General features: G+C 72.3%; 5 protein-coding genes and 1 pseudogene. All 6 read left to right on the top strand.

Annotated elements, in window-relative coordinates; translation table 11 throughout:
• Positions 1-631, top strand: a pseudogene (locus ACFVYK_RS06550) (hypothetical protein); the annotation flags it as partial.
• A 222-nt stretch (positions 632-853) separates the two neighbouring features.
• On the top strand, positions 854-1696 hold the full coding sequence (locus ACFVYK_RS06545) for a nitrilase-related carbon-nitrogen hydrolase (RefSeq protein ID WP_389769321.1): 843 nt from the start codon (positions 854-856) through the stop codon (positions 1694-1696).
• Entirely contained in the window at positions 1693-2976 is a 1284-nt protein-coding gene (locus ACFVYK_RS06540; RefSeq protein ID WP_389769318.1) for an aspartate aminotransferase family protein, read from the top strand. The genes ACFVYK_RS06545 and ACFVYK_RS06540 overlap by 4 nt, the downstream gene beginning before the upstream one ends.
• A 29-nt stretch (positions 2977-3005) precedes the next feature.
• Complete coding sequence (locus ACFVYK_RS06535; protein WP_389769316.1) at positions 3006-4589, top strand: PucR family transcriptional regulator; 1584 nt, start codon at positions 3006-3008, stop codon at positions 4587-4589.
• A gap of 181 nt (positions 4590-4770) precedes the next feature.
• Positions 4771-5613 (top strand): nitrilase-related carbon-nitrogen hydrolase, encoded by an 843-nt coding sequence (locus ACFVYK_RS06530; RefSeq protein WP_389769313.1) that lies wholly within the window; start codon positions 4771-4773, stop codon positions 5611-5613.
• A gap of 94 nt (positions 5614-5707) precedes the next feature.
• Positions 5708-7111 (top strand): dihydropyrimidinase, encoded by a 1404-nt coding sequence (hydA, locus tag ACFVYK_RS06525; protein ID WP_389769310.1) that lies wholly within the window; start codon positions 5708-5710, stop codon positions 7109-7111.
• Positions 7112-7121 lie beyond the last annotated feature (10 nt).

Below are 7121 nucleotides of genomic sequence, written 5' to 3'. Positions count from 1 at the left end.
CGCGGCGCCCGCGCGCCGCATCCTGCGCGGCGCCCGCTTCGCCGGGGCCGCCGCCGAGGACGTGGAGCGCGACGCCGAGCCGCGGCGCGAGCCGCTGGACGCGGCCGCCCGGCGGGACACCGTCGAGGCGGTGCGACGGCTGGTGGGGCTGCGGGCCGAGGGCCGCAGCGGCGAGGCCCACGCCCTGCTGGCGGAACTCGCCTGCTGGCCGGCCGCCCGCATCCCGCTGCTCGCGGCCGAACTGCAGCGCACCGGGCTCGCCGCCGACTGGACCACCCTGCTCTGGGAGGCGGCCTCCCTGCCGGCCGACCGGCTCGTCGCCGCGGCCGACGCGCTGGTCGCCGTGGGGCGCACCGGCGACGGAGAGCAGATCCTGCGGCAAGGGGTCGCCCGTCCGGCCGCCGAGATCGGACAGGCCGTCCTGGCGCTGCTCGGTGAGGGCCGACGGCGCGAGGCCCGCGCGCTGCTCGACGCCTACGTCCGGGTCCGCACCCCGGAGGAGGCCGCCCGCAGCGTCGCCCCGGACCCGCAGGCCCTCGTCCCCCTGCTGCTGCAGGCCGCCGGGGCGGTCTCCGAGGAACGCCGCTGGGACCTGGTGCACGCCCTGCGGGTCGCCGGGTTCACGGCCTGAGCGGGGCCGCCGCGGGCGCGGAACGCCTCCGGCCGGGCCGGCCGGCCCGGCCGCCGCTGGGCCGGACGCCCCGCGACTCACCCACAGGAGTGTGAAACGCGATCGACTCCGCGGGTTAACGACGATGGTCTTGGCAAGCCCGTCCAGGAGGCTTACGTTCGTCCCTCTACGACCTTCGTCTACGGGCGTAGAGGCTCTGACGTCCTGTCGAAGGAGCAGCTCATGGCCAACGTCGTACGTGCCGCACTGGTCCAGGCCGCCTGGACCGGCGACACCGAGTCCATGGTGGCGAAACACGAGGAGTACGCCCGTGAGGCGGCCCGCCGGGGCGCGAAGATCATCGGGTTCCAGGAGGTCTTCAACGCTCCCTACTTCTGCCAGGTCCAGGAGCCGGAGCACTACCGCTGGGCCGAGCCCGTCCCCGACGGGCCGACCGTGCGTCGTATGCAGGAGCTCGCGCGCGAGACGGGCATGGTGATCGTCGTGCCGGTCTTCGAGGTCGAGCAGTCCGGGTTCTACTACAACACCGCCGCCGTGATCGACGCCGACGGCTCCTACCTCGGCAAGTACCGCAAGCACCACATCCCGCAGGTGAAGGGCTTCTGGGAGAAGTACTACTTCCGGCCGGGCAACGCCGGCTGGCCCGTCTTCGACACGGCCGTCGGCCGGGTCGGGGTGTACATCTGCTACGACCGGCACTTCCCCGAGGGATGGCGTGAACTGGGCTTGCAGGGAGCCCAGTTGGTCTACAACCCGTCCGCCACCCACCGCGGCCTCTCCGCCCACCTGTGGCAGCTGGAGCAGCCGGCGGCCGCCGTCGCCAACGAGTACTTCGTCGCCGCGATCAACCGGGTCGGCGTCGAGGAGTACGGGGACAACGACTTCTACGGGACCTCCTACTTCGTCGACCCGCGCGGGAAGTTCGTCGGGGACGTCGCCAGCGACCGGGACGAGGAGCTCGTCGTCCGGGACCTCGACTTCGACCTCGTCGAGGAGGTCCGGCAGCAGTGGGCCTTCTACCGCGACCGCCGCCCCGACGCCTACGACGGACTGGTGCAGCCGTGAGCGAACTCCACGACCGCCACCGCAACGTCCTGCCGGACTGGCTCGCCCTCTACTACGAGGACCCGCTGGAGATCACCCACGGCGAGGGCCGGCACGTCTGGGACGCCGAGGGCAACCGGTACCTCGACTTCTTCGGCGGCATCCTCACCACCATGACCGCGCACGCGCTGCCCGAGGTCACCAAGGCGGTGAGCGAGCAGGCCGGGCGGATCGTCCACTCCTCGACGCTCTACCTCAACCGGCCCATGGTCGAACTCGCCGAGCGCATCGCGCACGTCAGCGGCATCCCCGACGCCCGGGTCTTCTTCACCACCTCGGGCACCGAGGCCAACGACACGGCGCTGCTGCTCGCCACCGCCTACCGGCGCAGCAACACCGTTCTGGCCATGCGCAACAGTTACCACGGGCGGTCCTTCAGCGCGGTCGGCATCACCGGCAACCGCGGCTGGTCGCCGACCTCGCTGTCCCCGCTGCAGACGCTGTACGTGCACGGCGGGGTGCGCGGGCGCGGCCCGTTCGCCGGCCTCGACGACGCGGCGTTCGTCGAGGCCTGCGTGGCGGACCTGAAGGACCTGCTCGGGCACACCCGGGCGCCCGCGGCCCTGATCGCCGAGCCCGTCCAGGGCGTCGGCGGGTTCACCTCGCCCCCGGACGGCCTGTACGCGGCCTTCCGCGAGGTGCTGGACGCCCACGGGATCCTGTGGATCGCCGACGAGGTCCAGACCGGCTGGGGCCGCACCGGAGAGCACTTCTGGGGCTGGCAGGCGCACGCCCGCAACGGCCCGCCGGACATCGTCACCTTCGCCAAGGGCATCGGCAACGGCACGTCCATCGGCGGCGTCATCGCCCGCTCGGAGATCATGAACTGCCTGGACGCCAACAGCATCTCCACCTTCGGCGGCACCCAGCTCACCATGGCCGCCGGTCTCGCCAACCTCTCCTACCTGCTGGAACACGATCTGCAGGGCAACGCCCGACGGGTCGGCGGACTGCTCATCGAGCGGCTGCGGGCCGTCGCCGCCCAGGACCCGGGCGTGCGGGAGGTGCGCGGACGCGGACTGATGATCGGCGTCGAGCTGACCCGGCCCGGCACCGACCTGGCCGACCCGGACCGCGCGGCCGCCGTGCTGGAGGCCGCCCGCGCCGGCGGCCTGCTGATCGGCAAGGGCGGCGGCCACGACACCAGCGCCCTGCGCATCGCCCCGCCGCTGTCGCTGACCGTGGCGGAGGCCGAGGAGGGCGCCGCGATCCTGGAGAGCTCGCTGGGGAGCACGCGCTAGCGCCTGCCTGAGCAAGGGAACACATCGACATGACCATCGCCTTGGAGCCCTGGGGTCCCGTGGAGCCGCTGGAACCCGCCCTGTCGGTCCGTCAGGTCCTGGCGCTGGAAAGGGTGCTGGCCGGTGAGCCGGAGGTGGTGGCCGGCGCGGGCCAGCTCGACCGGCCGGTGCGCTGGGTGCACGTCGCCGAGGCGGCCGACGTCGGCGTGATGCTCAGCGGCGGCGAGATGGTCCTGACCACCGGTGTGCTGCTCGCCGGCGACGACAACGCGCAGACCGAGTACATCCGGTCCCTGCACCGCGCCGAGGCCGCGGCCGTGGTGCTGGGGTTGGGACGGGCCTTCCCCACCCCGCCGGACGTGATGCGGCGCGCCGCCGAGCGGTGCGGACTGCCCATGGTGGTGCTCCACCGTCCGTTCCCCTTCGCCGAGCTGACCGAGGAGGTCCAGTCCCGTCTGGTCCGGCGCAAGTTCGCCGCCGTCAGCCTGTCGGAGGCGGTGCGGACCGCCCTCACGGGACTGATCACCGCGGGCGCCCCGCTCCAGCAGCTGCTCGACGTGATCGCGCAGCACGCCGCCTGTCCCGTCGTCGTCACCAATCTCGCCCACCGGGTGCTGGCCACGGCGGGGGAGCGGTCGGCGGTCGACGACGTGCTGCGGGACTGGGAGCGCATCGCGCGCCAGGCCGGCGGCTGCGAGGGCGACGGCTGGATCCGCGCCGAACTGGGCGGACGCGGCGAGCGGTGGGGGCAGATCATGCTGTGCGGCCACCGCGGCGACACCGCGGGCGGGCGGCTGCTCGCCGACCGGGCCGCCGAGGCCCTCGTCCTGCACCGCATGCTCGGCGGCGCCTCCGCCCACACCTGGGAGGAGCAGTCCGCGCAGAGCCTGCTCACCGACCTGGTCTCCGGCGTCGTGCCGGCGCGCCACCTGCTGCCCCGGGCCCGGGCGGCGGGCCTGCCGGTCAACCGGCGCACCTTCGTCCCGCTCGTCGTCCGCGACGGCGACCCGGCCCGGCTCGAACGGACGCTGCGGCTGCTCGGCCTGCCGGGGCTGGTGGCCGAGCTCGCCGACGGGGCCACCGCCGTCCTGCTCAGCCTCGCCCGCGACCAGGACGCCGAGGCGCTCGCCGCCCACTTCGCCGCCCGGCTGCGCACCGAGCCGGGACAGCCCCGCACGGTCGTCGCGGCGGCCGGCCCGCGAACCGAGTGGCAGGACGTGCCGGCCGGGCTGCGCGAGGCCCAGCACGTCGCGGACGCGGTCGCCGACTCCTCGGCCGGGCTCGACCTCCCGGCCGTCGTCCGCCTCAAGGACGTCCATCTGCGCGGCCTGGTCCGGCTGCTGCGGGACGACCCGCACGTGCAGTCCTTCGCCGAGCGCGAGCTGGACGGGCTGCTGTGCGCGGCCGGCGACGACCTGCTCGCCGTCCTGCGGACGTATCTGGCCACCGGCCGCAACAAGTCCCGCACCGCGCAGCTCCACCACGTCTCCCGGCCCGCGCTGTACCGCCGGCTGGAGGCCATAGAAGGCCGGCTCGGCGTGGACCTCGACGACTTCGAACAGGCCGCCTCGGTGCATATCGCGCTCCTCGCGCACGATGCGCAGCAAAGCTGACCGCGCGGCGCGGGCAACTCTCCGGAAACACGCGACGACCTGGGAAAACGGTGGTGAGACATGGGCCGGCGAAGACGTGACACGGTGGCACGCCGGACGCCCTCAGGCGTGACAGCGTGCCACTCAGACCAGCCCGGCCGGCTTCCTAGGCTCCTCGTACACCGAGTGACCGGAGGTCCCGATGAGCAGAGTGATCCGTGCCGCGATCTTCCAGACGGCCTGGACCGGCGACAAGGAATCGATGATCCAGGTGCACGAGCAGGCGGTCCGCGACGCGGCCGCGCAGGGTGCTCAGGTCCTGTGCTTCCAGGAGCTCTTCTACGGGCCGTACTTCTGCCAGGTGCAGGACCCGCAGTTCTACGAGTACGCCGAGCGGATCCCGGACGGGCCGATCGTCAGGCGGTTCCAGGCGCTCGCCGAGGAGCACGGCATCGTCCTGGTGCTGCCGATGTACGAGGAGGAGCAGCCGGGCGTCCTCTACAACACCGCCGCCGTGATCGACGCGGACGGCTCGTACCTCGGCAAGTACCGCAAGCACCACATCCCGCAGGTGAAGGGCTTCTGGGAGAAGTTCTACTTCCGGCCCGGGAACGCGGGGTGGCCGGTCTTCGACACGGCCGTCGGCAAGGTCGGGGTCTACATCTGCTACGACCGCCACTTCCCCGAGGGCTGGCGCGCGCTGGGGCTGGAGGGCGCGGAGATCGTCTTCAACCCCTCGGCGACCTCGCGCGGGCTGTCCGCCTACCTGTGGCAGCTGGAGCAGCCGGCGGCCGCGGTCGCCAACGAGTACTTCGTCGGCGCGATCAACCGGGTCGGCGTGGAGGAACTCGGCGACAACGACTTCTACGGGACCTCGTACTTCGTGGACCCGGAGGCCCAGTTCGTCGGCGAGGTGGCGAGCGACAAGGAGAGCGAGCTCGTCGTCCGCGACCTCGACATGGCCAAACTGCGCGAGGTGCGCGACCGCTGGCAGTTCTACCGGGACCGCCGCCCCGACGCCTACCCCCCGCTGACCGCACCGTAGTCGGCCACGGCCGCCGCCGGTCCGCAGCAGGGGGGCCGGACCGGCGGCGACCGCCGGGCACGACACCAGTGTTGAACACGGCAGGAGAGGGAGTATGAGCAGCCGTACCGTCATCCGGGGTGGCCTCGTCATCACCGCGTCCGACGAGATCCACGCCGACGTCCTGATCGAGGACGGCCGTGTCGCCGCCCTCGCCGCCTCGGGCACCCCGGCCGCCGAGGCCTGGAGCGCCGGGCACGTCATCGACGCGACCGGGAAGTACGTGATCCCGGGCGGGGTCGACGTCCACACCCATATGGAGCTGCCGTTCGGCGGCACCTTCGCCTCCGACACCTTCGAGACCGGCACCCGGGCGGCCGCCTGGGGCGGCACGACGACGATCGTCGACTTCGCCGTGCAGAGCGTGGGGCACAGCCTGCGCGAGGGCCTCGACGCCTGGCACGCCAAGGCTGAGGGCAACTGCGCGATCGACTACGGCTTCCACATGATCGTCTCCGACGTGAACCAGGACACGCTCAAGGAGATGGACCGTCTGGTGGAGGAGGGCGTCACCTCCTTCAAGCAGTTCATGGCGTACCCCGGCGTCTTCTACAGCGACGACGGCCAGATCCTGCGCGCCATGCAGCGCTCCGCCGAGAACGGCGGACTGATCATGATGCACGCCGAGAACGGCATCGCCATCGACGTCCTGGTCGAACAGGCGCTGGCGCGCGGCGAGTCGGATCCGCGCTACCACGGGGAGGTGCGCAAGGCCCTCCTGGAGGCGGAGGCCACCCACCGCGCCATCAAGCTCGCGCAGGTCGCCGGGGCGCCGCTGTACGTGGTGCACGTGTCGGCCATGGAGGCGGTCGCGGAACTGGCCCGGGCCCGCGACGAGGGACTCAACGTCTTCGGCGAGACCTGCCCGCAGTATCTGTTCCTGTCGACGGACAACCTCGCGGAGCCCGGCTTCGAGGGGTCGAAGTACGTGTGCTCGACGCCGCTGCGGCCCAGGGAGCACCAGGCCAAGCTGTGGCAGGGCCTGAGGACCAATGATCTCCAGGTCGTCTCCACCGACCACTGCCCCTTCTGCTTCGTGGGCCAGAAGGAACTCGGCCGGGGCGACTTCTCGAAGATCCCCAACGGTCTGCCGGGCGTCGAGAACCGTATGGACCTGCTGCACCAGGCCGTCGTGGACGGGCACATCAGCCGCCGCCGCTGGATCGAGATCGCCTGCGCCACCCCGGCCCGCATGTTCGGCATGTACCCCAAGAAGGGCACCATCGCGCCCGGCGCCGACGCCGACGTCGTCGTCTACGACCCGCACGCCGAGCAGATCGTGTCCGCCGAGACGCATCACATGAACGTCGACTACTCGGCGTACGAGGGCAAGCGGCTCACCGGCCGGGTCGAGACGGTCCTGTCGCGCGGCGTGCCCGTCATCACCGAGCGGGAGTACACCGGACACGCCGGTCACGGCGTCTACACCCCGCGCTCCACCTGCCAGTACCTCAACTAGGAGCAGCGCA

Origin of the sequence: Streptomyces sp. NPDC058291, assembly GCF_042880855.1 — a bacterium.
GTDB lineage: Bacteria > Actinomycetota > Actinomycetes > Streptomycetales > Streptomycetaceae > Streptomyces.
The sequence above is the reverse complement of the archived record's forward strand: the minus strand, read 5'-3'. Positions and strand labels throughout refer to the sequence as shown.